At 67.5% G+C, this 23,853-nt stretch carries 17 protein-coding genes; 5 read left to right on the top strand and 12 right to left on the bottom strand.

Features of this window, described 5'->3' with window-relative positions; translation table 11 throughout:
• The first annotated feature begins 95 nt into the window (after window positions 1-95).
• On the top strand, window positions 96-872 hold the full coding sequence (locus tag ACFQ4E_RS08060; protein ID WP_386802436.1) for a gamma-glutamyl-gamma-aminobutyrate hydrolase family protein: 777 nt from the start codon (window positions 96-98) through the stop codon (window positions 870-872).
• Here the strand turns inward: ACFQ4E_RS08060 and ACFQ4E_RS08055 are convergent.
• The 7 genes from ACFQ4E_RS08055 to ACFQ4E_RS08025 all read right to left on the bottom strand — a co-directional run bounded on the left by ACFQ4E_RS08055 (window position 859) and on the right by ACFQ4E_RS08025 (window position 12,385).
• Entirely contained in the window at window positions 859-3,693 is a 2,835-nt protein-coding gene (locus ACFQ4E_RS08055; protein WP_386802435.1) for a Hint domain-containing protein, read from the bottom strand. The two genes, ACFQ4E_RS08060 and ACFQ4E_RS08055, sit on opposite strands and share 14 nt — an antisense overlap.
• A gap of 188 nt (window positions 3,694-3,881) precedes the next feature.
• Entirely contained in the window at window positions 3,882-6,137 is a 2,256-nt protein-coding gene (locus ACFQ4E_RS08050) for a xanthine dehydrogenase family protein molybdopterin-binding subunit (protein ID WP_386802434.1), read from the bottom strand.
• A gap of 32 nt (window positions 6,138-6,169) precedes the next feature.
• Complete coding sequence (locus tag ACFQ4E_RS08045; protein ID WP_386802433.1) at window positions 6,170-7,468, bottom strand: DUF3422 family protein; 1,299 nt, start codon at window positions 7,466-7,468, stop codon at window positions 6,170-6,172.
• Between the two features lie 222 nt (window positions 7,469-7,690).
• Window positions 7,691-9,127: an NAD(P)(+) transhydrogenase (Re/Si-specific) subunit beta gene (locus ACFQ4E_RS08040; RefSeq protein ID WP_386802432.1), complete on the bottom strand. Its 1,437-nt coding sequence runs from the start codon at window positions 9,125-9,127 to the stop codon at window positions 7,691-7,693.
• 15 nt (window positions 9,128-9,142) lie between these two features.
• Entirely contained in the window at window positions 9,143-10,717 is a 1,575-nt protein-coding gene (locus ACFQ4E_RS08035; protein WP_386802431.1) for a Re/Si-specific NAD(P)(+) transhydrogenase subunit alpha, read from the bottom strand.
• A gap of 122 nt (window positions 10,718-10,839) precedes the next feature.
• A complete protein-coding gene (locus ACFQ4E_RS08030; RefSeq protein WP_386802430.1) occupies window positions 10,840-11,286 on the bottom strand; it encodes a methyltransferase family protein in 447 nt (148 codons plus the stop codon).
• A gap of 145 nt (window positions 11,287-11,431) precedes the next feature.
• Window positions 11,432-12,385 (bottom strand): MBL fold metallo-hydrolase, encoded by a 954-nt coding sequence (locus tag ACFQ4E_RS08025; protein ID WP_386802429.1) that lies wholly within the window; start codon window positions 12,383-12,385, stop codon window positions 11,432-11,434.
• Window positions 12,386-12,506: 121 nt separating this feature from the next.
• Here ACFQ4E_RS08025 and ACFQ4E_RS08020 point away from each other — a divergent pair, with 121 nt between their 5' ends.
• Window positions 12,507-13,259 carry an SDR family NAD(P)-dependent oxidoreductase gene (locus ACFQ4E_RS08020; protein ID WP_386802428.1) on the top strand — a complete coding sequence of 251 codons (753 nt, stop codon included), beginning with the start codon at window positions 12,507-12,509 and terminating at the stop codon, window positions 13,257-13,259.
• A gap of 74 nt (window positions 13,260-13,333) precedes the next feature.
• Window positions 13,334-13,801 (top strand): DM13 domain-containing protein, encoded by a 468-nt coding sequence (locus tag ACFQ4E_RS08015; RefSeq protein WP_386802427.1) that lies wholly within the window; start codon window positions 13,334-13,336, stop codon window positions 13,799-13,801.
• Between the two features lie 80 nt (window positions 13,802-13,881).
• Here ACFQ4E_RS08015 and ACFQ4E_RS08010 read toward each other — a convergent pair whose 3' ends face one another.
• The 4 genes from ACFQ4E_RS08010 to ACFQ4E_RS07995 form a co-directional block, all read right to left on the bottom strand.
• Window positions 13,882-14,940, bottom strand: a complete 1,059-nt coding sequence (locus tag ACFQ4E_RS08010) for a YeeE/YedE family protein (RefSeq protein WP_386802426.1) — start codon at window positions 14,938-14,940, stop codon at window positions 13,882-13,884.
• Between the two features lie 213 nt (window positions 14,941-15,153).
• Window positions 15,154-16,134 carry an ABC transporter permease gene (locus ACFQ4E_RS08005; protein ID WP_386802425.1) on the bottom strand — a complete coding sequence of 327 codons (981 nt, stop codon included), beginning with the start codon at window positions 16,132-16,134 and terminating at the stop codon, window positions 15,154-15,156.
• Window positions 16,127-17,134 carry an ABC transporter permease gene (locus tag ACFQ4E_RS08000; protein ID WP_386802424.1) on the bottom strand — a complete coding sequence of 336 codons (1,008 nt, stop codon included), beginning with the start codon at window positions 17,132-17,134 and terminating at the stop codon, window positions 16,127-16,129. Before ACFQ4E_RS08000 ends, ACFQ4E_RS08005 begins: the two co-directional genes overlap by 8 nt.
• Before the next feature lie 121 nt (window positions 17,135-17,255).
• Entirely contained in the window at window positions 17,256-18,962 is a 1,707-nt protein-coding gene (locus tag ACFQ4E_RS07995) for a peptide ABC transporter substrate-binding protein (protein ID WP_386802423.1), read from the bottom strand.
• Window positions 18,963-19,238: 276 nt separating this feature from the next.
• On the opposite strand from ACFQ4E_RS07995, the gene ACFQ4E_RS07990 reads away from it, so the two are divergent.
• A complete protein-coding gene (locus tag ACFQ4E_RS07990) occupies window positions 19,239-21,059 on the top strand; it encodes an ABC transporter ATP-binding protein (protein ID WP_386802422.1) in 1,821 nt (606 codons plus the stop codon).
• 182 nt (window positions 21,060-21,241) lie between these two features.
• On the opposite strand, the gene purD is transcribed toward ACFQ4E_RS07990, so the two are convergent.
• Window positions 21,242-22,504, bottom strand: coding sequence for a phosphoribosylamine--glycine ligase (purD, locus tag ACFQ4E_RS07985; RefSeq protein WP_386802421.1), 1,263 nt, complete (start codon window positions 22,502-22,504; stop codon window positions 21,242-21,244).
• A gap of 123 nt (window positions 22,505-22,627) precedes the next feature.
• On the opposite strand from purD, the gene xseA reads away from it, so the two are divergent.
• A partial coding sequence (gene xseA, locus ACFQ4E_RS07980; RefSeq protein ID WP_386802420.1) for an exodeoxyribonuclease VII large subunit occupies window positions 22,628-23,853 on the top strand: 1,226 nt, incomplete at its 3' end.

The raw sequence follows: 23,853 nt of genomic DNA, 5'->3' as shown, positions 1-23,853 counted from the left end.
TGCGTCTGCGCAGGGCGTCCCTGCGTCGCAGCCGCTTTTCCCGGCGGCGGCGATAGCCTATCTTTGGGGTCAGGCAAGGCAGGAGAAGGCTAATTATGGCACGTCCGGTCGTTGGCATCGTGACCAACATGCACCTCATTAACGACCAGTATCCGGCCCATGCGGGCGGGACGATGCTGACCGAGGCCATCGCGCGGGTCTCCGACTGTTTCCCGCTTCTCGTGCCCGCCGATCCGACCCTCGTGCCGCTGAACGAGCTTCTGGATACCTGCGACGGGTTCCTGCTGCCCGGTGGCCGCCCCAACGTCCACCCCGAGGAATACGGCGAGCCCGAGACCGAGGCGCATGGCGCCTTCGACCGCGATCGCGACCGGCTGGTGCTGCCGCTGGTGCGGGCCTGCGTCGAGCGCGGCCAGCCGATCTTCGGCGTCTGCCGGGGCTTTCAGGAGATGAACGTGGCGATGGGCGGCTCGCTCCATCCGGAGATCCGCGATCTTCCGGGCCGCATGAACCACCGGATGCCCCCTGACGGGACGCTCGAAGAGAAATTCGCGCTGCGCCACACCGTCACCGTGACCGAGGGCGGACCCTTCCACCGGGTCTTCGGCGCGACCGAGGTGCTGACCAACACGCTGCACGGGCAGGGGATCAAGACCGCCGGTCCGCGCGTGGTGATCGACGGGCACGCGCCCGATGGCACGCCCGAGGCCACCTATGTGCAGGGCGCGCCCGGATTTACCCTTGCGGTGCAATGGCATCCCGAATGGGAGGCCCATAGCGACCCGACCTCGAAACCGCTGTTCGAGGCGTTTGGGGACGCCGTCCGCGACTGGTCGGCGGGCCGCCGCGCGCCGGGTCTCAAGAGCGCCTGACCGCCGCCGCGCGGCGCGGTCTCGCCGCCTTGGCCGAGATCTGCGTCATCCGCATCAGCCCCATCAGCGCCGTCGCCTCGTGCTCCTTCAGGCAGTGCCGCGCCGCCGGACCGTGTCCCAGACCGCCGCCCTCGACGAGCCCGAGCGCTGCGCGCAGGCGCGTGCGATCCTCGGCGCTCAGGATGCCCATGCTGCGCTCGACCGCGTGGAAGCTCTCCACCTCCGCGCCTTCGGCACAGACGACATGGTGACGGTCAAAGGCCACATGCATGTAGCAGACGCGGTCGAACGGCTCGGCCTGGATTGTCGTGCCGTTGACCAGATGTTTCGCCGCGACCAGCACCTCATGCGTGCCGAAGAGCATCTCGCAGAACGGCCCGCGGACCAGGACCCGGTGCTGCGGCGACACCCGCAGCGTCCGTGTCAGCCCCGGCAAGGCGCCGGCCTCGAAGCGGATGGGCGCGACGTCGCCGGTGCCCTCGACCGTGGTCGATCCGATCCAGCGCACCGGCTGCAGCCCGCCATCCGCGGTCTCGACCAGATCGCCCGCGCGCAGGTTCTCGATCCGGCGGTAGCCGCGGTCGGTCAGGAGGCGGGTGCCCGGTGTGAAGCAGACCACCTCGTCGATATTCGAGAAGGTGACGACGGTGCCGTCATACATCGTCACCGTGCCCGAGCGCTCGCCCGAGCCGTCCTCGGTGTAGACCATCGTGCCGCGGTCGGCGACGCCCGCGAGGTCGAGGATGTCGCCGCCGGTCTGGCCCGTGGTGCCGCCGTCGATGGTGATCGTGCCGGTCGAGCTCTCGCCCAGTTCCGCCAGCGAGATCACGTCGTCGCCGTCTCCGCCCGAGACGCTGTCGCCCTCGGCGGCGATGATCGTGTCGTTGCCCGCATCGCCCAGGAGGGTGTCCGCGCCGGTGCCGCCGGAGATAAAATCGTCGCCGTCACCGCCGGTGACGCTGTCCGCGCCGCCGCCGCCGAGGATCGAGTCGGCGCCAGTGCCGCCGTCGAGCGTGTCCGACCCGCCCCGACCATCGAGCGTGTCGTCGCCCGCGCCGCCGTAGAAGACGTTGGTCCAGTCCGCGCCTTCGCCGTCGTAACCGCTCAGGCTGTCGTTGAACTCGGAGCCGATGATGCCGTCGAGCCCGCCCCCGGTGACGTCGCCCTCGGCATGGCCGCCGCTGAACGTGCCCGCGGCCAGATCGACCGTGACGCCCGCATCCGACCCGGCATAGGAAGCATAATCCATGCCGCTGCCACCGGTCAGCGTGTCGGCCCCGGTGCCGCCTTCGAGCGTATCGTTGCCGGTGCCGCCATCAAGCGAATCCGCGCCGTCGCCCCCGATGAGGCTGTCATCGTCGGCGCCGCCCATCAGCGTGTCGTTGCCAAGCTCGCCGTACAGCGTGTCGGCCCCGGCATCGCCGCTCAGCCAATCGGCCCCGTCGCCGCCGAACAGACTGTCGGCATCGTCGCCGCCCGAGAGCGTGTCATTGCCGCGCTCACCGAAAAGCGTGTCCGCGCCGGTCCCGCCGGTCAGCGAATCCGCGCCCTCGGGCTGAGCGACCGCGTCGAACTGGATGTCGGTCAGCGTGATCGCCTGGGTCAGCGTGTCGCCGTTGCCGTAGCTGACCTCGATCCGCGACACCGGACCGGCGATGGTGACCAGGACCGAGCTTTGCGCATCGGCCGAGGTGTCGTTGCCCTCGGCTGCGGTGATCGTGTCGCCGGTCACCGTGTCGGCGCCCGCGGGTGTCAGCGTCACCGCGACCGGGTTTCCGTCCGCGTCATAAGCCTTGACGGTAATGATATCGACATGGTTGCCCGCAACCGCGTCGACCTCGTTGATCCGGAACCGGACGTTCTCGACCTCGTCGCGGACGCCGCCTTCGGAGCTTGCGGAAAAGTCGATCCGCGTGGTCGAGGTCGCGCCGTCGCCGTTGCCGTAGAGAAAGACCGCCGAGTTCTGGCTGAAGGTCTCGCCCGCGGCCCGGTACTGGGTGTCGCTGGTCTCGATGTTGAAGGTGGGCGCGTTGTCGCCGTCATTGATGAAGCTGACCGCGACGTCGATCAGGCCGGTGTCCTGGGTGAAGCCCGCCGAAACGTCGGCGCCGTCCGCGCCCTGCAGCGACCAGTTGAGATCCTGCGCGGTGGTGGCCGGATCGGAATAGGTGCCGTAATCGCCGTAGAGAAGGTCGTTGCCCTCGCCGCCGTCGATGGTGTCCGAGCCGAGCCCGCCGATGACCGTGTCGTTCCCGGCGCCCGCCGCGATCACGTCGTCCGGCGCGTCCCGGTAAAGATCGACCTGCTCGAGCTCGCCATCGACATAATCGGGGTCGATCAGGTCGTCGCCCGCGGTGCCGTCGACGACGCCGTTGGCCTCGACGTAATCGGCATAGGTGAAGGTCGCGTCGCCCGCGCTGGCATTCGACGCGGTATCGAGCGCGTTGACCGTGTAGGTCCGCCCCTCGATCAGCGGAATTTCCGACAGCGTGTAGAGACCCGCGGCACCGCCGGTCTCGACGTCGAACTGGGCGATCTGGAACGTGAGACCCGAGACGGTGTCGGTCACCGTCCAGATCATCTCGGCGTCGACGCTCGTGCCGGTCGAGGTGGACGCACCGATGGTGACATCGGCGAAGGCGGCTTCGCTGCCGCCACCGTTGTCGTCTTCGAGCGTCAGGCCATCAATGCCTGCGCCGTTATCGGTAATCGTCGCGATCCCGTCGTAGGTACGGGAACCCGACCAGACAAAACTCGATCCCGCCCCGCCCATGAGCGACGAAGGATTGAGTGCGTAAAAACGCACCTGGTAGACCGGCATTCTGCCATCCTCAAAATCCCGCCGCCGGGTCCGTCGTTGCGGAGGCCGCGGGGTTGCACACTTAGTCGGTCTTTTGCCGACCTTGCTGCAATTTTCTAAAAGTCGAGATGGACGAGATCAGGGCAAAATCGGGACAAATGTCATCAAAATGGACATAAACCCTGATGAAATCTTACCGTAACTTTTCGTTAACCTTTTGAATTTTCGGCAAAGGCTACCGAGCGGTTGAGCGGCAGCGAGCGTATTCGCGTTTGCGTCAGGGAAAAAATCGCGTTGGCCAGGGCAGGGGCCGCCGGGGGCAGTCCCGGCTCGCCGATTCCCGACGGCGCGTCGCCGTTTTCAAGAATGCGCACCTCCAGCTCGGGCGCCTGCGGCAGGCGCATGAGGCGGTAGCGGTCGTAATTCGCTTCCTGTGCGATGCCGTCCTCGAAGGTGACTTCCTCACCTATGCCCGCCGAAAGGCCCATGAGGCAGCCGCCCTCCATCTGCGCGGTGATGATGCCCGGGTCGAGCGAGATGCCCGGGTCGCAGGCGATCCAGGCGCGGGTGACCGCGATGGCCTCGCCGCGCCGCGTCACCTCGACCACCTGCGCGACCGGTGTGCCGAAGGACCGGCAGAAGGCGACGCCCTTCGCGGTGCCCTCGGGGTTTGCATCGCCCCAGCCCGACATCTCGGCCACCGCCTCCAGCACCGCGGCAGAGGGCGGGTGGCTGCTGCGCAGCATCTCCAGCCGGAAGGCGAGCGGGTCCGCGCCCGCCGCATGGGCCAGCTCGTCGACGAAGCTTTCGAGGAAGAACGCGTTGTGGGAGTTGCCGACCGACCGCCAGAAGCCCACCGGGATCGGAAGATCGGCGAGGTAGCCGCGCGCGCGATAGGACGGGATCGCGTAGGGCTGGTCGTAAAGCCCCTCGACCGACACCGCGTCGGGGCCGGCTGCGGACAGGCCGGTCAGCCGGGTGACGATCTGGCGCGTGCAGGAGATCGTGGCCATCCGCGCATCCAGAAGCACCGGCGCGCCGTCCTGAACCGCACCGCGCATCCGCGCGACCGCGCCCGGGCGGAACGCATCGTGGCGGATGTCCTCCTCGCGGCTCCAGACCGTCTGCACGGGCACACCCGGCAGCGCCATCGCCACCCGTGTCGCCAGCACCGCCGCATCGACCTCCGCCCGCCGTCCGAAGCCGCCGCCCATCGGCAGCACGTTCACCGTCACCGCCTCGGTCTCGAGCCCCGCCGCATCGGCGCAGAGCGCGCGTGCGAAAAGCGGGGCCTGCGTCCCGACCCAGACCTCGAGCTGGTCGTCCCCAAAGCGCGCGGTGGCGTTCATCGGCTCCATCGTGGCATGTGCGAGGAAGGGCGCGCGGTATTCGGCCTCGATCTCGACCGCCGTCCCGACCAAGTCCCCCTCCGCGTCGCCATCGTCCCGGAGCGTCGCGTTCGGCTCGGTCTCGAACGCCTCGGCGATCGCATCGAAGAGGCCTTGGGTCGTCGCGGGGTAGGGGGCGTCCTCCCACTCGATCTCGACAGCCTCCGCGGCGCGCATCGCCAGCCAGCTGTTCCGGGCGATCACCGCGATGCCGGTGCCGAGATCGACCACCTTCTCGACGCCGGTCATGGCGAGAGCGGCGCTGTCGTCGAAGCCGCGCATCCCGCCGCCCTGCCTCGGGTTCATGCGCACCGTCGCGAAGCGCATGCCGTCGAGCCTGAGATCCATGCCATAGACCGTCCGCCCCTGAACCTTGTCGGGCACATCGAGCCGCGGTTGCGCATGGCCCAGAAGGCGCCAGTCGCTCCGGGGTTTCAGCGCGACGGCGCGGGGCTCCAACTCCGCGGCCTCTTGCGCGAGCTCCGCATAGCTCAGCCGTGCGCCGTCCGGTCCGATCACCGAACCGGCCTCGGTGCTCAGAGTGCCCGGTGCCGCGCCGGTCCGCGCCTCGGCCGCGCGCACAAGGAGATCGCGCGCCATGGCGCCCGCCACCCGCATCTTCTCGTAGCCGCCGATCATCGAGGTTGAGCCGCCGGTCACCTGCATGTTGATGTATTTCCCGGCCTTGCCGAGCTGCGCGCCGACCGCGTGCACCCAGTCCGGCCGCCGCCAGTCGAGCCCCGGCAGCGCATCGGCGATCAGCGCTTCGTTGGCATACGCCGGGGCAGGGGGGCCGTGGATCACCCGCACCTGGTCCCAGTCGAGATCGAGTTCCTCGGCCAGAAGCGCCGCGAGCGTCGTCTGCGTCCCTTGGCCCATCTCGGCACGCGGTGTTACCAGCGTGACGCCCTCGGCATCGATCAGGATGAACGGCCCGAGTGCGGCGAGGTCGTCGCGTCCCTCAAACGGGTTCCGGGCCTCGCGCTGGAGCGCCCAGACACCGAGCGCGAGCCCGCCGCCGAGCGCCGCCGCGCCGACGAGGAAACTCCGCCGGACGATCTTGCCGATGCCTGCCATCGCTCCTCCTCCTCCCGGCCGCGCGGGTCTGCCTAAAGGTCCTGCTCGCCCTTCGGAACCTGAAGCCTTATGCGCCGGATCGCGACCCAGACCGCGGCGACGACCGGCACGGTGACCAGGGCCGTCAGAAGCCCCTTGGAGATGCCGATGGCGCCCGCGACCGGATACAAGAGGTAGCCCACCAGCGACACGGCGTAATAGCTGATCGCCACCACCGACAGCCCCTCCACCGTCTCCTGCAGACGCAGCTGCAGCTGCGCGCGCCGGTCCATGCTTTCCAGAAGCTGCTGGTTCTGAGCCGAGCGTTCGACCTCGACCCGGGTCCGAAGCAGGTCGCCCGCGCGCACCGCCCGCGTGGCCATCGCCTCGAGCCGCCGCTCGGCGCTTTTCACCGTGCGCATGGCCGGATCGTAGCGGCGCATCATGAACTCGCCGAAGGTCTGCCGCCCGTTCCAGCGCGCCTCGCGCAGAACCGAGATCCGCTGGCTGACCAGCGCCTCGTAGGCGCCCGTCGCGCCCAGCCGGAAGGCGGTCTGCGCGGAGAGCGCCTCGAGCTCGGCCGAGACCGACAGGAGCGCCTTCAGCGTCTCCTCGGCAGGGCCCACGCCCTGGGTCATCGCCTCCATCAGGCGGGTCAGCTCGGAGTCGATCTCGGCCATCCGGGACGAGATCTCGCGGACCCGGAAGAAGCCCAGCATCGACATGCTCTTGTAGGTCTCGATCTCGCAGAGCCGCTGCACGATCCGGCCGATCCGCCGCTCGCCGACCTCGGGCGCGGCGAAGAGCACGAAGCGCAGATGCCCCGCCGGGTCGATGCGGAAATCGCCCGCGATCACCGCCTCGTCGTCGATCACAGACGAGACCGCGACGCTTTCCGAGACGAACCAGTCCTCGACCTTCTCCTCGATCTCGTCGACGCTGTCGGGCCGCGGACAGCAGCGGATCAGGGCCGAGGTGATCCGCACGCCCGGGGCCGCCTGCAGCCAGTCCGAGGGAAAGACGTTGAGATCGGCGGGGTCGAAGCGCCGCTCGCCGAGGCCGTTGAGGAACACCGTGTAGGTGACGAACTCGGTATGCTGTTCCCATTTCAGGGTGAACTGCCCGATCCGGCCCGAGTAATGCGTCGCGCCCGGTTGCGGATGCTTGGCGCCGAACCGGTCGAGCAGGTCGGTCAGGTGACGGCGGTCTTCCTCGCGGTCGCGCGCTGCGGCGTCCTCGGCGCGCTTGAGCGCAAGGTAGACGGCGCGGCAGGGCGGCTGGAGCGACGGGAAAGGACGGGCGTGCAGCTCGTTGGCGAGCTTGTAGCGCAGCGGGTGATCCTGAAGGGGCATCTCGGGTCCGGTCTTGTTCGGTCCCACTAGATACGAGCCGGGGCAGGTGAGTAAAGCGTCCGCCGTGCCGCAGCCGGATGCCGGGGATCGCGGCGACCAAGGAGAGGGCGAAGCGCGCCCCGGGAGTCACCCGCCCGCCTGTGCGTCCGCACGCAAGGCACAATACGAAAACGGCCGGTCCCAGGGGACCGGCCGCTTCCTTGCGTCGATATGAGCGCCCGCTCAGTCCATCTTGGACAGGAGCGTGTTCAGGCTCTCTTTCGCGTCGCCGTAGAACATCCGCGTGTTCTCCTTGAAGAAGAGCGGGTTCTCGATGCCGGAATAGCCCGTGCCCTGGCCGCGCTTCGACACGAAGACCTGCTTCGCCTTCCACACTTCCAGAACCGGCATCCCGGCGATGGGCGAGTTCGGATCGTCCTGCGCCGCGGGGTTCACGATGTCGTTCGAGCCGATCACGATCACCACGTCGGTATCGGGGAAATCGTCGTTGATCTCCTCCATCTCGAGCACGATGTCGTAGGGCACCTTGGCCTCGGCCAGAAGCACGTTCATGTGGCCCGGCAGACGGCCCGCGACCGGGTGGATCGCGAAGCGCACCTCCTTGCCGGCCGCGCGCAGCTTCTTGGTCAGCTCGCTGACCGCGTTCTGCGCCTGCGCCACCGCCATGCCGTAACCGGGCACGATGATGATGCTGTCGGCCTCGTCCAGCGCGCTCTGCACGCCGTCCGCGTCGATGGCGACCTGCTCGCCCTCGACCTCGGCGGCCGCACCGCCGGAGCTGCCGCCCCAGCCGCCCAGGATCACCGAGACGAAGGAGCGGTTCATGCCCTTGCACATGATGTAGGACAGGATCGCACCCGAGGAGCCGACAAGCGCGCCGACCACGATCAGGAGATCGTTGCCGAGCGAGAAGCCGATCGCCGCGGCGGCCCAGCCGGAATAGGAGTTCAGCATCGACACCACGACCGGCATGTCGGCGCCGCCGATGCCCATGATCAGGTGGTAGCCGATGAAGAACGCCAGCGCCGCCATGACGAAGAGCGTCCACGAGCCCGAGCCCGAGAGGTAGAGCACCAGCATCAGCACCGAACCGAGCACCGCGGCGAGGTTCAGCATGTGACCGCCCGGAAGCTGCTGCGCGGCGGTGTTCACCTTACCTGCGAGCTTGCCATAGGCGATGATCGAGCCGGTGAAGGTCACCGCGCCGATCCAGATGCCGAGCGACAGTTCGACCATCAGGATGCCGATCTCGACCGGCTCCTTCTTGGCGACGAGCTGCGCGAAGTTGCCGTCCACGCTCTCGCCCGCGGCCTTGGCTGCATCGACGAGGTTGATGGTGAAATCGGCGTTGAAGCCGACGAAGACCGCCGCGAGGCCGACGAGGCTGTGCATCGCCGCGACAAGCTCGGGCATCTGCGTCATCTGCACCCGCTGCGCGAGCTGCCAGCCGATCACGCCGCCAAGCGCGACCAAGACGACCGAGACGACCCAGAGGCCCGATCCCGGACCGATCAGCGTCGCACCGACCGCCAGCGCCATGCCGACGATGCCGTACCAAATTGCGCGTTTGGCGCTTTCCTGCCCGCTCAGACCGCCGAGCGAGAGGATGAAGAGAACCGCTGCGACCACATAGGCCGCGGTGGTGAATCCATAATCCATTGTCCTGCCTCCCGCTTACGATTTCTGGAACATGGCGAGCATGCGCCGGGTGACGAGGAAACCGCCGAAGATGTTGATACCGGCCATGAAGACCGACAGGGCGGCAAGCAGGATCACCAGGAACGAGCTGGAGCCGATCTGCATCAGCGCGCCCAGGATGATGATCGAGGAGATCGCGTTCGTGACCGCCATGAGCGGCGTGTGAAGGCTGTGGCTGACGCCCCAGATCACCTGGAAGCCGACGAAGACCGACAGTACGAAAACGATGAAGTGCTGCATGAAGCTCGCCGGAGCGATCAGGCCGACACCGAGAAGAAGCACCGCACCGATGGTGAGCAGGGTGACCTGCTGCTTGGTCTGCTTCTTGAACGCGGCCATCTCTTCGGCGCGTTTCTCTTCGGGCGTCTTTTCCTTTTCCTTGGGCTTCGGCTTCTGCGCCGCGATCGCCTTGGTCTTCGGCGCGGGCGGCGGGAAGGTCACCTCCTTGCCATGCGCGATGGTCGCGCCGCGGATGACGTCGTCTTCCATGTCATGCACGACCTTGCCGTCCTTCTCGGGCGTCAGGTCGGTCATCATGTGACGGATATTGGTCGAGTAGAGCAGCGAGGACTGCTTGGCCATGCGGCTGGGGAAGTCGGTATAGCCGATGATGATGACGCCGTTCTCGGTGACGATGCGCTCGTCCTTGACGGTCATCTTGCAGTTGCCGCCCTTCTCGGCGGCGAGGTCGACGATCACCGAGCCGGGCTTCATCGCCTGGACCATGTCCTCGGTCCAGAGCTCGGGCGCCTCGCGGTTGGGGATCAGCGCCGTGGTGATGACGATGTCCACATCGGGGGCGAGCTCGCGGAACTTGGCCAGCTGCGCCTCGCGGAACTCGGGGCTCGAGGGCTTGGCGTAGCCGCCGGATTCAGAGCCGTCTTCTTGCTCTTCCTCGAAGTCGAGATAGACGAACTCGGCGCCCATCGACTCGACCTGTTCGGCCACTTCGGGGCGCACGTCGAAGGCGAGCGTGATCGCGCCGAGCGAGGTCGAGGTGCCGATGGCCGCCAGACCCGCGACGCCTGCGCCGACGACCAGGACCTTGGCCGGGGGCACCTTGCCCGCGGCGGTCACCTGGCCGGTGAAGAAGCGGCCGAAATTGTTGCCGGCCTCGATCACGGCGCGATAGCCCGCGATATTGGCCATCGAGCTCAGCGCATCCATCTTCTGGGCGCGCGAGATCCGGGGGACCATGTCCATCGCGATGACGGAGGCGCCCTTTTCGGCGGCCTGCTTCATCAGCTCTTCGTTCTGGCCCGGCCAGAAGAACGAGATCAGCGTCTTGTTCTCGCTCAGACGGCCGATTTCCTCGTCCGTCGGCGGCTGGACCTTGGCGATGATGTCGGACTGGCTCCAGAGCGCGTCGGCGCTCTCGACCACGGTGACGCCTGCCTCTTCATAGGCGGAATCGAGCAGACCGGCCTTTTCACCGGCACCCGCCTCGATCAGGCACTCATGTCCGAGTTTCTGGAGCTGCTTGGCCGAGTCCGGGGTCATCGCGACCCGGGCTTCGCCCTGCATCACCTCCTTTGGCGTTCCAATCTTCACTCTCTCTGTCCCCCTCTAGGTTCAGACTGTTTCGTCGGCGTCCGGCGACCATTGGATTGGCCATCTCAAACGCGGTGCGTGACCGCAAGTCTTTGCGATCATGTATCTAGCTCAGCTCGGGGTCATAGCCACCGTTTCGTGCGTTGCCTATAGGAAACAAAATCCGTCGGGAACTTGTCCAAGAGTCGCAGTTCCTCGGAGCGGATGAAACGCCGCTCGATCACCCACATGAACACCGGCACCAACGCGAGTGCCGGCCAGCACCAGCGTAGCGCCAGCCCCGCGAGGATCATCGCGTCGCCCAGATAGATCGGGTTGCGCGAGAGCGCGAAGATGCCGGTCGTAACCAGCGCCGCGGGTTCCTGGTGCGGGATAATTGTCGTGCGGCGGCGCATCATCTCGAACGCCGCGGCCGCCATCAGCGCCAGCCCGACGAGAACGAGGCCCGCCCCGGCAAGGGCGATCAGCGGGCTGCCTCCGGGCAGTCCGGCCTTGCCGCCCGCCCAGGTCAGCGCGGCGAAGCCCGCAAGCCAGACCGGAGGCAGGTCGATCCAGCGCGGCAGGGTCATGCCCGCCGCGATCCCGGGACCGCAACCGGGATCGACCTCAAGACCAGCATGACAAGACCCTTTCCGCCGACACAGACGCGAACAGCCTAGCTTTGCGCATCCACAGCGCAACCGCCGCGTGGGCGGGACGCCACGTCCAAAGGTCCTATTCCCATTCCATCTCCTCGAAGACCCGGCCCGCGTTGCGCGTCGCCAGCTCCTCGAACGTGTCGAGATGCGCCCAGGCGGACTGGTCGACGTAATAGGCGCCCGCCAGATCGCCGCCCTCTTCGAGATGCGCGGCGATCTTCTCGCGAAGGTCGCGCACGTAATCGGCGGTGTAGCGCTGGACCTGCGCCATGTTGGTCGGATGGCCGTGGCCCGGGATTACGTAGAGTGCGCCCAGATCGGTGAACGGTCCCTCGAAGGTCTCGATCCACCCATCCGTGTCGGTCTCGGAGAAGATCGGCGGCATCCGCTCGTGAAAGGCCATGTCGCCCGCGATCACGATGTCCCACTCTGGAATCCAGACCTGCGTGTCGCCCGCCGAATGGGCAGGCCCGAGATGCAGCACCTCGACGGTGACATCGCCCATCTCGATCACCCCGCGGTCGCTGAAGGACCGCGTCGGCACCACGACCCGCGTGCCCTCTGCGCGGTCCCGATTGTAGCGCTGCATGTCCTGAAGGATGAAATCGCCGTTCTCCTCGATCTCGGCGATGGCGTCTTCGTGGGCGAGGATCTCGACTCCCTGATCCGCCCAGTAGGAATTGCCGAGCATCGCGTGGCCCTGGCCGTTCTCGTTGATCACCAGCTTCACCGGCTGGTCGGTGACCGCCCGGATCTCGTCATGAAGCGCCTCTGCCAGCCGCGCCGAGGCGCCGCCGTTCACCACGATCACCCCGTCACCCGTCACGATGAAGCTCAGGTTGTTGTTGTGACCGGCGTTCTCGTAGGTCGGCGGCGCGGTGGCCCCGATGGCCGAAAAGACATGCGGGATCACCTCGACCGGCTTGTCGTAAAGCTCCGAGGCCGGGTACTTGTTTGCGATATCCTCGGAGGCCTGCGCGCCAGCTCCGATGCCCAATGTGGCCAGTGCAGCCAGTAATGCCCGTGTCATGCCCATCCTCCCGGTTCAATCACCAACACATTCGCGGATGTGAATGTCAATGTAAACCGCGCGGCTTGCCGTCCCGGCGCTGGGCCTTACTCTGCCAGAGGTCAAACCGGGGGAGGACGCCATGACACTCAAGGGACGCCACGCGCTTGTGACGGGCGGCGGCACCGGCATCGGACGGGCCATCGCGCGGGCCTTGGCAGAGCAGGGGGCCGAGGTCACCATAACCGGGCGTCGCGCCTCGGTCCTCGAAGAGGCCGCCTCGGCCGGGCTCTTTCCCTTGCCGATGGATGTCTCGGACGAGGAGAGCGTGGTCGACGGTGTCACCGCCGCGGTGGCCGCCCGCGGTCCGATCCAGATCTGCGTCGCCAATGCCGGGATTGCCGAGGGCCGCGCGATCCACAACACCGATCTGGCCTTCTGGCGGCAAATGATGGGGATCAATCTCGACGGGGCCTTCCTGACCATCCGCGAATGTCTCAAGCACATGCATGGCGCGGGCTGGGGCCGGGTGATCGCGGTCTCCTCCATCGCCGGGGTGCGCGGGCTCAAGGGCGCGCCCGCCTATACCGCGTCGAAACACGCGATGATCGGCCTGATCCGCGGCCTCGCGGCGGATTACTTGGGCAAGCCGATCACCTTCAACGCGCTCTGCCCGGCCTATGTCGACACCGACATCGTGCCGCAGAATGTCGAGAGGATCATGGCGCGCACCGGCATGTCCGAAGAGGATGCGAAAAAGGTCATGGTCGGCGCCAATCCCCATGGCCGCCTGATCGCGCCCGAAGAGGTCGCCGCCGCCGCGCTCTGGCTCTGTTTGGAGCAGTCGGGCAGCGTCAACGGGCAGGCCATCGAGATCGCGGGCGGCGAGATGTAGGCGGCGGCGGATTTCGCTCACCTCTGTCCCGGGTTTCACGCTAGGATCGCGCGACCCCTCAGTCTGGTGATCCCATGCGTCTTCTGTTTCTCGCCGCCACCCATGCCGCCGCGCTCGCCATAGGCTTTGCCGCCGGCATCTACGTCCTGCCGATCCTGACCGCGCCCGCGAGCCCCGAGGCCGCCGAGCTTGCGGGGCAGGCCGAAGGCGCCCGCTACACGGCGGAGTTCTCCCGCGATCTTCCCGGCAGCGATTTCCTGCATTGGGGGGAGGGCAGCGTGGCGCTCTCCCCCGAGCGCATCGTGCATATGGGCCGACTGGCGCCCGGGCCCGACTACAAGCTCTATCTCAGCCCCGGCGACGTCACCGACGAGGCCAGCTTCGAGGCGGTGAAGGACCAAAGCCTGCAGCTGGGCGATGTCGACAGTTTCGAGGGGTTCATCCTGCCGATCGGCCAAGGCGTCGATCTCGACGGGTTCGACAGCGTGGTGATCTGGTGCGAGGCCTTCGGCGAGTTCATCACCTCCGCCCGCTACCGCTGACCGCGCGCGTCCAGAGCGCTCTGCCACGAAAAAGGGCCGCCCGAAGGCGGCCCGAGAGGCACTCTGGGAGGGTGCGTCTTTTATTCCGCGGGCTGGGCGTAGGCCGGGGCCGCGCTGTCGCGGCGCTCGAGCGCCAGACCGGTCAGCTTGCCGCCCACTGCGATGGACAGAAGCGCGAGGATCGCGGCCACCGACAGGGTCGGGACACCGGCAAGGCCCGCGCCGATGGTGCAGCCGCCCGCCAGCACGCCGCCGACGCCCATCAGTGCCGCGCCTGCCGCGTAGCGGCCGGTCTCGCCGGGCGAGGAGAAGCTCTGCCAGCGGAAGGTGCCGAAGAGGAGCGCCGCGACCAGCGCACCGGCCAGCGTGCCGCCCACGAGACCCACGCCGAACCCGGCCGGGATCGAGGTCGAGGCGACGGTGTAGAAGAGCGTATCGGCCCAGGGCGAGGTGAAGGACAGGCTCTCCATCGCGATCGGGTCGAACTCGTCGAGAAGCACGTAGCCCGTGCCGACCCAGCCGAGCGGGACGAGAAGGCCCAGAAGCGCCGCCAGAACCAGCACGCCGGGGCGGTTGCCAGAGCGCAGACCGAACGCGAGAAGCGCCGCGGCGATCAGCGCCGACCACAGGAGCGCGCCGCCCGGAAGCGCCGCGAGCGACACCGCGTCGCCCAGCGGGACCGTGACCGAACCGAGCGTCGTGCGCACCGGGGCGAGGATGCCCTTCAGCGTCGCATGCGCCACCACGGCGAAGATCAGGAGCACGATAATGCCGCGCAGGTTGCCGCCCGCGCCCAGAACCGTCATGCGGGACACGCAGCCGCGGGTCAGCACCATGCCGATGCCGAACATCAGGCCGCCCAGCACGATCGCCAGGACCGGCAGCTCGGACGCCATGAAGCGGTGATCGGCGAAATCGATCAGACCGGCGGCGACCGCGCCTTGCGTGCCGATCAGGGCCAGCGCCAGCGCGGTCAGCCAGACGCCCATCGCCTGGCGCGCGTCGCTGCCGACAAGGCCGCGGCGGAAGCAGAACTTGGTGCGCTCGGCGAGGATGCCGAAGACGACACCAAGGCCGAGGGCGAAGAAGACCGCCGCCTGTTGCGGGGTCAGGGTCTCGAAGCCGAGGGTCTCGAACATGGGATCGGGCTCCATCACAACGGAATTTCGTCCCAGATGAGGGACGAAGATCAATCGATCAACCCATCACCCTATGCGCGCGGTTCCGCGCCCAGGACCGATTTCCCCAATATGTCGCAGGTCGCGGAACATCCGTTCGCCTCGCCCGCGGGCTGCCCGAAATGGGGGCAGGGCGCGATCCGGTCCGCCCGGACCGCGCCTCCTTATTTCGTCTCAGCGCCCCCTGAGCCGCGGATCCAGCGCATCGCGCAGGCCGTCGCCCAGGTAGTTCACGCTCAGCACGGTGAGCGAGATGGCGATTCCCGGCAGCATGACGCGCTCGGGGAAGTCGACCATGCGCGGCACCGCGTCGGCGAGCATCTTGCCCCAGGTCGGGAAGTCCGACGGAAACCCGACCCCCAGGAAGGACAGCGCCGACTCGGTGATGATCGCGGTCGCGAGGCCCAGCGTCGCCGAGACCATGATCGGCGACAGCACGTTCGGCAGAAGGTGCCGCTGGATGATCTTCCACGGCGTCGTGCCGATGGACCGCGCCGCGAGCACGAACTCGCGTTCCTTGAGCGCCAGCACGTCGCCGCGCACGATCCGCGCGGTGGGCATCCACGAAGTGATCCCGATCACCGTCACGATCAGGATGAACATGCCGCCCTCGGGGCCGAAATTGGCCCGGAGCGGCTGGCGGAAGAGCGTCACGGCAACAAGGAGGAGGGGCAGGATCGGCAGCGACAGGAAGAGGTCCGTCATCCGCATCAGGATGCCGTCGAGCTTGCGGAAATAGCCCGCGATCACTCCGATGGCGGTGCCGATGAAGAGCGACAGCACCATCGCCGCCCAGCCGACCGCCATCGAGGCGCGGCCGCCATAGATCATCTGCGCCAGCTGGTCCCGCCCGAGATTGTCGGTCCCGAACGGATGGCCGATCGCGGTCTTGGCACTGCTGTCCCAGAGCGCGGTCCAGATCGGCCGCAGGTCCTTGTTGCGGATATCGAGCTGTTGCGGATCGAGCGTCCAGACCCACGGGCCGAAGAGCACGGCGAGGGTGATGAAGACGAGGAAGGCGCCTCCGAACATCGCGCCCTTGTGCTTGCGGAACTGGTCCCAGACATCGCGCCATTGCGACCGCGGCGGGGCCTCGGGCCCTGCGTCGCGCAGCGCCTCGATGGCTTTCGGAGAGGCGGGGACGGGCTCAGTCATAGCGGATCCTCGGGTCGAGAAGGCCGTAGAGCACATCGGCGATCAGATTGAACATGACGATGAGGAAGGCGAAGATGAAGGTCAGCGTCATCACCATCGGCAGGTCGTTGGCGAAGAGCGCGGTGATCAGAAGCTGGCCGATGCCGTTCACCTTGAAGACGTTCTCTGTGATGATCGCGCCTCCGAAGATCGCGGGTACGCCGAGCGCGATCACGGTGATCACCGGGATCATCGAGTTTCTCAGCACATGGATCATGACGACGACCCATTCGCTCATGCCCTTGGCGCGCGCGGTGCGCACGTAGTCGGCATTCAGGTTGTCGAGCATCGCGGCGCGCATGTAGCGCGAGATCTGCGCGGTGGTCTGCAGCGCGAGCACCATCACCGGCATGATCATCTGCTGAAGCTGTATCTTGAAGCTCGCCCAGTCGTTCACGACGTGGGTGGTGTCGTAGATCGAGGGGAACCAGCCGAGCTGGACCGAGAAGATCACGATCAGGAGCGGGCCGGTGAAGAAGGGCGGGATCGAGAAGCCGATCATGGTCACGAAGGTGCCCGCCTGGTCGAAGACCGAATATTGGCGGTAGGCCGAGTAGATGCCGATGGGCAGCGCGATCAGCACGCCCACCACATAGGCGAGGCCCACGACCCAGAGCGTCTGCGGGATGCGCTGGATGACGATGTCCATCACCGGCGAGCGCGTCTGCCACGAGATCACCCGGAGCTTGCCTTCGGAGAACGAGGTGCCGAACCAGTGATCGATCAGCACCTGCGGCTCGATCCAGAAGACCTGCACCAGCCATTTCCAGTATTGCACCAGCGGCGGCTCACCGAGGCCGAGCGCTTCGCGCATCTGCTGCTTGACCTCCGGCGGTACCGTCAGCGGCACCTGTGCCATCGGGTCGCCGGGCGCGAGTTGCAGGAGCATGAAGACCGCGAAGCTGATGAACAGCAGCACGGGGAACGACAGGACCAGTCGTCGGATCGTGTATGTGAGCATGGCTCTCCCGGCGTGAGGGGCGGCGGCGGGGCAGGATCGCCGCGGCGCGTCTGGCGTCGGAAAGGGTGAGGCGGGTCGCAGCCCGCCTCACCCCGTCAGTCTTGGGCGTCAGAGGCCCGGATCACTCCTTGATCCGGTACCAGTCCGCCGCGTTCCAGAGCTCGCTGTCCCAGGTGTTCAGCGCCACGCCGCCCAGCGTGTTGGAGCGTGCCGAGACCCGGCCACGGTCGACCAGGGGCACGATGGTCATCGTTTCCTTGGTGATCATGTCGTTGAGCTGCTTGGCGATTTCGCCGCGCTTGTCCAGCTCGCCGGTCTGCGCCAGCTCGTCGAGGAGCGCGTCATACTCTTCGCTGCAGAAGCGGTTGATGTTTTCGCCCTGCCACTGGCTGGACGGCTTCGGCTCGTTGCCGCAGCGATACATCGACAGGTAGGCCTGCGGGTCGGTGCCGTCGAAGTTGTTCGCGTACATCTCGACATCCGCGTAGAACTTCTGGAACGTGTCCGGGCTGCCCGGGTCGCCGCCGAAGAACACCGACGCGTCGATGTTGCGCAGTTCGGTCTCGACACCGATCTCCGACCACCACTGCTTGATCAGCGCCTGGAAGTCCTGGCGCACGGCGTTGGTCGAGGTCTGGTAGACGAGGCTCAGCTTCATGCCGTCCTTGTCGCGGATGCCGTCGCCATCGCTGTCGGTCCAGCCGTTCTCTTCGAGAAGCGCCTTCGCGCCTTCGATGTCCTGGGTCAGACAGTCGGTGTTGTCCGAGGCGTAAAGCTCGGGCGCGGGCACGAGGTTGCAGGTGGCGCGACCGGCTTGGCCGTAGCCCACCTCGACCAGAAGCTCGCGGTCGATGGCCATCGACAGCGCGCGGCGCACCGGCTCTTCCGACAGGAAGGGATGCGGATGCGCGACGGTCGAACGCTCGCCCTCGGGCAGGTCCGGCGACGGGTCGGTCAGGTTCATCTCGATCCGCTCGACGAGCGTGCCGAAGGCCGCGATCGGCTCACCCTGGCCAGCGGCCGCCATCTGCTCGAGCACGTCGGGCGCAAGCTGCAGGTTCCAGGCGTAGTCGAACTCGCCGGTCTCGAGAACCGCGCGGCCCGCGGCCATCGCGTCGCCGCCGCCCTTGAAGTTGACCGTCGCGAAGGCCGGCTTGGCCGGATCGCGGTAGTTCGGGTTCGCCTCGAGCGAGATCACGTCGTTGGGACGGAAATCGGTGACGCGGAACGGGCCGGTGCCGATCGGGTTGAAGTTCTCTTCGGTGCAGGACGACGCGTTCGCGCCCTTGCAGTTCTCGAACTGCGCCTTCTGCAGGATCGGCGACTGGCCGCCCATGAAGGGACCGTAGGGGTTGGGCTTCGGGGTTTCGAAGGTGACCTTGACGGTCAGGTCGTCGACCGCCTCGACCGAGGCCACGCCGTCGAACTTGGCGCGCTGGGCGCAGCCGCCCTCGGGGTCCATGCAGTATTCCGAGGTGAACACTACGTCCGCTGCGGTGACCGGGCTGCCGTCGGACCACAGAAGGCCCTCTTTCAGCGTCCAGGTGATCGTCGTCAGGTCCTCGGACACGCCGCCGTTCTCGACTGTCGGGATCTCCACGGCGAGATAGGGGACCAGCGCGCCGGTCGGGTCATAGCGGCCGAGCGGCTCGATCACGAGGCTCGCGGCCTCGATGTCCTTGGTGCCGCCCGAGAGATACGGGTTCATGATCGACGGCGCCTGCCAGTAGATGATGTTCACCTGGCCGTCCGCACCGCGCTCGGCAAAGGCTGCCGGCGCGACCGCGCACGCGGCAACGGCTCCCATAAGGAGGGATTTCAATGTCATCGGATACTCCCTGTTGGCGCGCTTTCGCGCGCACCACTTTTTCGTTGCAAGGCCGCCCGTGATGAACGCGCGCCGTCCGGCTTTTTATGTCGCGACCGGAACGACGCGGGAGCCTCGCGGCTCCTGCCTCATGCGGGCATCGAAAACCGGTTGCGCGCAAATTGCAAGAGTTTGACCATTTGGTCAGAGATTGACCCAGCGGCAGTGTTTGACCCTTGGGCAAACCGCCCGTAGCGTTTGCACCGAACGGCCATCGCCAGAGCGGAGACCACGCCCATGCTCGACCATCCCATCGCCCGGATCGAGAATCTCAGGGTCGAGTTCCAGACCAAGTCCGGCACGGTCGTGGGCGTCGAGGACGTCTCCTTCGACATCGCCGCGGGCGAAACCGTCTGCGTCGTGGGCGAAAGCGGCTCGGGCAAATCGGTCTCCTCGCTGTCGCTGATGCGGCTGATCGAGTTCGGCGGCGGCGATATCGCCAATGGCAAGCTGATCTTCGACCGCAAGGATGGCGGGCCGCTCGACCTGACCACCGCCGACCAGGATCTCATGCGCACGATCCGCGGCAACGAGATCGGCATGATCTTCCAGGAGCCAATGACCGCGCTGAACCCGGTCTTCACCGTTGGCCGCCAGCTGACCGAAGGGCTCAAGGTCCATCGCGGCATGAGCCAGGACGAGGCCGAGGCCCGCGCGCTCGAGCTTCTGCGCGAGGTGCGCATCCCCGAACCCGAGCGCCGTCTCCGCCAATATCCGCATGAGCTCTCGGGCGGCATGCGCCAGCGGGTGGTGATCGCCATGGCGCTGGCCTGCAAGCCGCGCCTCCTGATCGCCGACGAGCCGACGACCGCTCTCGACGTGACCATCCAGGCCGAGATCCTCGCGCTGATCGACCGGCTGAAGCGCGAGACCGGCACCGCGGTGATGTTCATCACCCATGACATGGCCGTGGTCGCGCAGATGGCCGACCGCGTGGTCGTCATGTTTCGCGGCAACAAGGTCGAGGAAGGCCCGGTCGAAGAGATTTTCGAGGCCCCGAAGCACCCCTACACGCAGGCGCTGCTCGCCGCCGTGCCGAAGCTTGGCGAGATGACCGGCTCGGATGCGCCGCGTCCGATGAAGCTCGTGGGCCGCGACGATCAGGCGACCGATCCGATCCCCGGCACCAACGAGACGCTGCTGACGGTCGAGAATCTGGTGACCCGGTTCCCGGTCACCGGCGGCTTCTTCCGCCGCACCGTCGCCAATGTGCATGCGGTCGAGGATGTCTCCTTCACCATCAATCGCGGCCAGACCCTGAGCCTTGTCGGCGAATCAGGCTGCGGGAAATCCACCGCCGGACGCTCGATCCTGCGGCTGGTCGAGCCGCTCTCGGGCAAGATCGACCTCGACGGGATGGACGTGATGTCGCTGTCGCCCGGGGCGCTGCGCCGCGCGCGGCAGGACATGCAGATGATCTTCCAGGACCCCTTCGCGTCGCTCAATCCGCAGATGCAGCTGGCCGACCAGGTCTCCGAGCCGATGCGGAATTTCGGGCTGGCCTCGGGGTCCGAGATGCGCGACCGAGTCGCGAACCTTTTCGACCGGGTCGAGCTGCCGCGCAGCTTCATGCAGCGCTACCCGCACGAGCTGTCGGGCGGCCAGCGTCAGCGGATCGCCATCGCCCGGGCGCTCGCGCTCAACCCCAAGCTCATCATCGCCGACGAGGCCGTCTCGGCGCTCGACGTCTCGGTGCAGGCGCAGGTGGTGAACCTGATGATGGAGCTGCAGGCCGAGCTGGGCCTTTCGTTCCTCTTCATCAGCCACGACATGGCCGTGGTCGAGCGCGTCAGCCACTATGTCGGCGTGATGTATCTGGGCCGCATCGTCGAGCTCGGCCCCCGCCGCGCGGTCTTCGAGGATCCGCAGCATCCCTACACGCAGGCGCTGATGAAGGCGGTCCCGATCGCCGACCCGCGCCAGCGCAAGAGCGAGCGGGACCTGAACTTCAAACCGATTCCCTCGCCGATCCACGAGGCCGGCTACACCCCCGATCCCACCCGCTACAAAGAGGTCTCGCCGGGCCACAAGGTCCTGATCAGCGACAGCGGGTATTGAGGGACGGGACGGCCTGCCGAGTGGTCGGAATGGGCCGCGCACGCCTTGGTTGCGGCGCGCAATCCTGAGGCCCGGCGCCGCGTTGCCCGCCACGCGTCAGCGGTGAAAATCGTACAAAACCGCCCCGAAAACCGCAGACCGCGTCCAAATCACCCGCCCGAAACGGCGCGAACGTACAGGTCTCAGAGCGCGCGCCAGCCGATATCGCGGCGGCAGAAGCCTTCGGGCCAGTTGATCCCGTCGACCAGCGCATAGGCCCGGTCGCGTGCCTCTGCCAGCGTCTCCCCCCGCGCCGTCGCGTTCAGCACCCGTCCGCCCGAGGCCACGACCTGGCCGTCCCTGAGCGCGGTCCCGGCATGGAAACAGACGGTGAAACTGTCCGAGGGCAGGGCATCCAAACCGCCGATCACGCTGCCTTTCCGGTAATCGCCGGGATAGCCCTGCGCGGCCAGCACCACAGTCATCGCGTGATCCTCGGCCCAGGTCACCTGCGCCTCCGCCAGCCGCCCATCGGCACAGGCGTGAATGAGATCAAGGGCTTGCGCGCCCAGCCGCATCATCAGCACCTGGCATTCCGGATCGCCGAAGCGCACGTTGTACTCGACCAGCCGCGGCTGCCCGTCCGCAATCATCAGCCCAACATAGAGCACGCCCTGGTAGGGCATCCCCCGCCGCGCCATCTCGGCCATGGTCGGGCGCACGATCTCGTCGAGCGCCTTCTGCGTCACGCTCTCGGTCATCACCGGCGCGGGCGAATAGGCGCCCATGCCGCCGGTGTTGGGACCGGTGTCGCCGTCGCCCACGCGCTTGTGGTCCTGCGCGGTGCCAATGGGCAGAACCGTCTCGCCATCCACCAGCACGAAGAACGACGCCTCTTCGCCGGTCATCATCTCTTCGATCACCACCTCGGCCCCGGCCGCGCCGAACCCGCCGCCGAACATGTCGCGCAGCGCGTCCTCGGCCTCGGCCACGGTCTGGGCGAGGATCACGCCTTTCCCGGCAGCGAGCCCGTCGGCCTTGACCACGATGGGCGCGCCCTGGGCCCGGACATAATCGAGCGCCGCGTCGAGATCGGTGAAATGGGCGTAGGCCGCGGTCGGCGCGTCGACGGCGGCGCAGATCTCCTTGGTGAAGGCCTTCGACGCTTCCAGCCGCGCGGCCGCGGCCGACGGGCCGAAGACCAGCACGCCCGCATCGCGCAGCACATCCGCGACCCCGGCGGCAAGCGGCGCCTCGGGGCCGATGATGACGAGATCGATGGAGTTCTCGCCCGCGAACTCGGCCACAACCGCGCCGTCCTCGATATCGAGCCGCGCGGTCTCGGCGATCTTCGCGGTTCCGGCATTCCCTGGCGCGACGATCAGGCGGTCGCATTTCGGGTTCTGCACCGCCGCCCAGGCCAGCGCATGTTCGCGCCCGCCGCTGCCCAAGATCAGGATATTCATCGCGCCGCCCCTCTGTCTCTCGGCAGCCGGATACCCCCAAGGCGGGGCGCGGGGCAAGGCGCGGTTTTCCTTCCCGCCGCACGGGGCTATCGTCGGCCCGGGCAAGACAGGCGAGGCAGGGGCATGGACCTGATCGACGAGGGCAGCGAGAGCGGAAACACGCCGGAGTTTACCGTCTCCGAGATCTCGGGTGCGGTGAAACGCGTGATCGAGGGCGAGTTTGGCTTCGTGCGCATCCGCGGCGAGGTGGGCCGGGTGTCCCGTCCGCGCTCGGGCCACGTCTATCTGGACCTCAAGGACGACCGCTCGGTGATCTCGGGGGTGATGTGGAAGGGCGTGGCGTCGCGGCTGCAGACCCAGCCCGAGGAAGGCATGGAGGTCGTCGCGACCGGACGGCTGACGACCTTTCCCGGCCAGTCCAAATACCAGGTGGTGATCGAGGACATGCGGCCCGCCGGGGCCGGTGCGCTCATGGCGATGCTCGAGAAACGCCGCGCCGCGCTCGCCGCCGAGGGGCTGTTTGCAGAAGATCGCAAGCGCCCGCTGCCCTTCCTGCCCGAGATCATCGGCGTCGTGACCTCGCCCTCGGGCGCGGTGATCCGCGACATCCTGCACCGGCTGCGCGACCGCTTTCCGCGCAAGGTGCTGATCTGGCCGGTGGCGGTGCAAGGCGCGGCCTGCGCGCCCGAGGTCGCGCGCGCCATCGACGGCTTCAACCGCTTCACGCCCGGAGGCGCGCTGCCGCGCCCCGACGTGCTGATCGTGGCGCGCGGCGGCGGGTCGGTCGAGGACCTCTGGGGGTTCAACGAAGAGATCGTCGTGCGCGCCGCGGCGGCATCGGAGATCCCGCTGATCTCGGCGGTGGGCCACGAGACCGATACCACGCTGATCGACTTCGCCGCCGACCGGCGCGCGCCGACGCCAACCGCAGCCGCCGAGATCGCGGTGCCGGTGCGGCGCGATCTGCTGGGCTGGACCGGCGAGATGGGCGCGCGTCTCACCCGCGCCGCAACCCAGCGGCTGGAGTTGCGCGACCAGCGGCTGCGCGATCTGTCCCGGGCCTTGCCGCGCCCCGAGACGCTGGTCGATACCGCGCGCCAGAGGCTCGATGTCGCCTCTGACCGGCTGCCGCAAGCGTTGACCGGAATGGTTCGCTTGAAACGGCTTGCCCTGTCGGAAAGTGCGGGCGCGTTGCGTCCCTCGGTTTTGACGCGGGCCATCGGCGAACAGGGGCGGGGGCTGGCGCAGACCGGTGCGCGGTTGGAGCCGGCGCTGGAGCGGCTCTTGCGGGACCGGCGCGAGGCGCTCGGGCGGCGCTCGGACCGGCTGAACCCGGCACCGCTGGCGCG

This window comes from Litorisediminicola beolgyonensis (genome assembly GCF_042679605.1).
Taxonomy (GTDB): Bacteria; Pseudomonadota; Alphaproteobacteria; order Rhodobacterales; family Rhodobacteraceae; genus Litorisediminicola; species Litorisediminicola beolgyonensis.
The sequence above is the reverse complement of the archived record's forward strand: the minus strand, read 5'-3'. Positions and strand labels throughout refer to the sequence as shown.

Coding starts and splice junctions, on each gene's coding strand:
- ACFQ4E_RS08060 (WP_386802436.1), top strand. CDS start 96: ATGGCACGTCCGGTCGTTGGCATCGTGACCAACATGCACCTCATTAAC.
- ACFQ4E_RS08055 (WP_386802435.1), bottom strand. CDS start 3,693: ATGCCGGTCTACCAGGTGCGTTTTTACGCACTCAATCCTTCGTCGCTC.
- ACFQ4E_RS08050 (WP_386802434.1), bottom strand. CDS start 6,137: ATGGCAGGCATCGGCAAGATCGTCCGGCGGAGTTTCCTCGTCGGCGCG.
- ACFQ4E_RS08045 (WP_386802433.1), bottom strand. CDS start 7,468: ATGCCCCTTCAGGATCACCCGCTGCGCTACAAGCTCGCCAACGAGCTG.
- ACFQ4E_RS08040 (WP_386802432.1), bottom strand. CDS start 9,127: ATGGATTATGGATTCACCACCGCGGCCTATGTGGTCGCAGCGGTTCTC.
- ACFQ4E_RS08030 (WP_386802430.1), bottom strand. CDS start 11,286: ATGACCCTGCCGCGCTGGATCGACCTGCCTCCGGTCTGGCTTGCGGGC.
- ACFQ4E_RS08025 (WP_386802429.1), bottom strand. CDS start 12,385: ATGACACGGGCATTACTGGCTGCACTGGCCACATTGGGCATCGGAGCT.
- ACFQ4E_RS08020 (WP_386802428.1), top strand. CDS start 12,507: ATGACACTCAAGGGACGCCACGCGCTTGTGACGGGCGGCGGCACCGGC.
- ACFQ4E_RS08015 (WP_386802427.1), top strand. CDS start 13,334: ATGCGTCTTCTGTTTCTCGCCGCCACCCATGCCGCCGCGCTCGCCATA.
- ACFQ4E_RS08010 (WP_386802426.1), bottom strand. CDS start 14,940: ATGTTCGAGACCCTCGGCTTCGAGACCCTGACCCCGCAACAGGCGGCG.
- ACFQ4E_RS08005 (WP_386802425.1), bottom strand. CDS start 16,134: ATGACTGAGCCCGTCCCCGCCTCTCCGAAAGCCATCGAGGCGCTGCGC.
- ACFQ4E_RS08000 (WP_386802424.1), bottom strand. CDS start 17,134: ATGCTCACATACACGATCCGACGACTGGTCCTGTCGTTCCCCGTGCTG.
- ACFQ4E_RS07995 (WP_386802423.1), bottom strand. CDS start 18,962: ATGACATTGAAATCCCTCCTTATGGGAGCCGTTGCCGCGTGCGCGGTC.
- ACFQ4E_RS07990 (WP_386802422.1), top strand. CDS start 19,239: ATGCTCGACCATCCCATCGCCCGGATCGAGAATCTCAGGGTCGAGTTC.
- purD (WP_386802421.1), bottom strand. CDS start 22,504: ATGAATATCCTGATCTTGGGCAGCGGCGGGCGCGAACATGCGCTGGCC.